Source organism: Streptomyces pyxinae (genome assembly GCF_024756275.1).
Taxonomy (GTDB): Bacteria; Actinomycetota; Actinomycetes; order Streptomycetales; family Streptomycetaceae; genus Streptomyces; species Streptomyces pyxinae.
In genome coordinates this window covers 1-370 of the sequence record NZ_JANUGQ010000077.1, presented here as the reverse complement: position 1 = coordinate 370, position 370 = coordinate 1, and the positions used below count along the sequence as shown (strand labels likewise).

At 68.6% G+C, this 370-nt stretch carries 1 protein-coding gene; it reads left to right on the top strand.

Translation table 11 applies throughout. The features are described 5' to 3' along the window. On the top strand, positions 1-370 hold a 370-nt coding region (locus NX801_RS30650), incomplete at both ends, for a transposase (RefSeq protein ID WP_258791234.1).

Here is a 370-nt window from a genome sequence, read left to right as displayed (position 1 = left end):
CCTCTACCTCGACCCGCCGGAGAAGGCGCTCGTCCTCTGCGTGGACGAGAAGTCGCAGATCCAGGCGCCGGACCGGTCCCAGCAAGTGCTGCCGATGATGCCCGGCGTCCCCGGACGCCGCAGCCACGACTGCGTCCGGGCCGGCACCACGACCCTCTTCGCCGCCCTCGAGGTCGCCACCGGCAAGGTCATCGGCTCTCTCCACCGCCGCCACCGGGCGGCCGGGTTCAGGGAGTTCCTGACCGAACTCGACGAGGAAGTCCCAGCCGACCTCCAGGTTCATCCGATCCTGGACAACTACGCGACCCGCAAGACACCCGACATCAAGAAGTGGCTGCCGGCCCACCCGCGGTTCCACCTGCACTTCACA